The organism is Mesorhizobium sp. M7A.F.Ca.AU.002.02.1.1, from assembly GCF_003998535.1.
Taxonomy (GTDB): Bacteria; Pseudomonadota; Alphaproteobacteria; order Rhizobiales; family Rhizobiaceae; genus Mesorhizobium; species Mesorhizobium ciceri.
The window spans coordinates 1-1,201 of record NZ_RZPB01001211.1 but is presented as its reverse complement, the minus strand read 5'-3'; the positions used below and the strand labels follow the sequence as shown (position 1 = coordinate 1,201).

2 protein-coding genes are annotated in these 1,201 nt (G+C 60.9%); both read right to left on the bottom strand.

Going from position 1 to position 1,201, the window contains the following annotated elements; all coding sequences use genetic code 11:
- A partial coding sequence (locus EN879_RS36535; protein WP_127274746.1) for a response regulator occupies window positions 1-340 on the bottom strand: 340 nt, incomplete at its 3' end.
- The coding region (locus tag EN879_RS36530; protein ID WP_164774868.1) for a HAMP domain-containing sensor histidine kinase at window positions 330-1,201 on the bottom strand (872 nt) is incomplete at its 5' end. The genes EN879_RS36535 and EN879_RS36530, both read right to left, overlap by 11 nt.

Below are 1,201 nucleotides of genomic sequence, written 5' to 3'. Positions count from 1 at the left end.
CTTCTATGTCGTCTGTATTGGCGGGCTTGGCGAGATACTGGCAGGCGCCGAGCTTGATCGCCTCGACAGCGGTGGCGATGCTGGCAAAGCCGGTCAACACGACGATCCGCATTTCAGGATCGTGTTCGTGCAGCGCCCTGACGCACTCAAGGCCCGAGCCGCTGGCAAGCTTGAGATCGACGACGGCATATTGGAAGGCAACGGTGCCGATCAGCGCCTGCACGCCGTCGACGCTCCGGCAGCTATGCGTTTCGTAATCACGCCGTTCGAAAGACCGGCGCAGTGCGTTGGCAAAGGCGATGTCGTCCTCGACGATCAGCAGCGTGCGTTCAGTCGGCATTGTGCCCTCGCGGAGACAGAGCAGCCAGCGGCAGATGCAACGTAACCGAAGCTCCCCCCTCGGTTCTGTTTCTTACAGTGACGCTACCCCCCAGCTTGCGGATGACATTGACGACCAGAAACAGGCCGAGCCCGCTACCTGGCCGGTTCTTGGTCGACGTGTAGGGCTTGCCGAATTCAGCAAGCATGGCTTCTTCAAATCCCGGTCCCGCGTCGACAACTTCGATGATGAGATCGTCCGCGTGGCGGCTGACGATCAAACCGACCCATAGAGGCGACGCTTCAAGTGCGTTGTCCAGTACATTGAACATCACCTGTTTGAGCGCGGGATCGGAGACGATCTCCTGGTTGGCGCCGAAACGCCTGGTGTATTCGAAACCTTGCGGCAGCCGTGTCGACTTCCATTCGGCCACCAGCTCCGCCAGAAAGGCATCGACGGAGGTGCGAACCGTGCCTTCGCCGCGCAATTCGCCCGACGACATCAGGATTCCCGAAACGATCTTCTTGCAACGGTCCAACTGGCCCTGCATCTCCCGGATTTCCTGCGCCAGATCCGGATCGGCCTCGAGAACCGGCATGCGCTGCCAGTCGTTGAGGATGACGGAAAGCGTAGCCAGCGGCGTGCCGAGCTCATGCGCGGCGCCAGAGGCGAGCAGGCCCATCCTGACGATGTGAGCCTCCTCCGCCGATTGCTGGCGCAAATCCGCAAGATGAGCGTCGCGGGTGCGAATGTTGTTCTGGACCCTGGTGATGAACAGCACCAGAAGCGTTGCCGCCAGGACGAAACAGATGAACATGCCCTGAATGTGCAGGCTGAACAGCCCGGCACCGTGTGCGGCGGGCAGGCTGATCTCACGGTAGA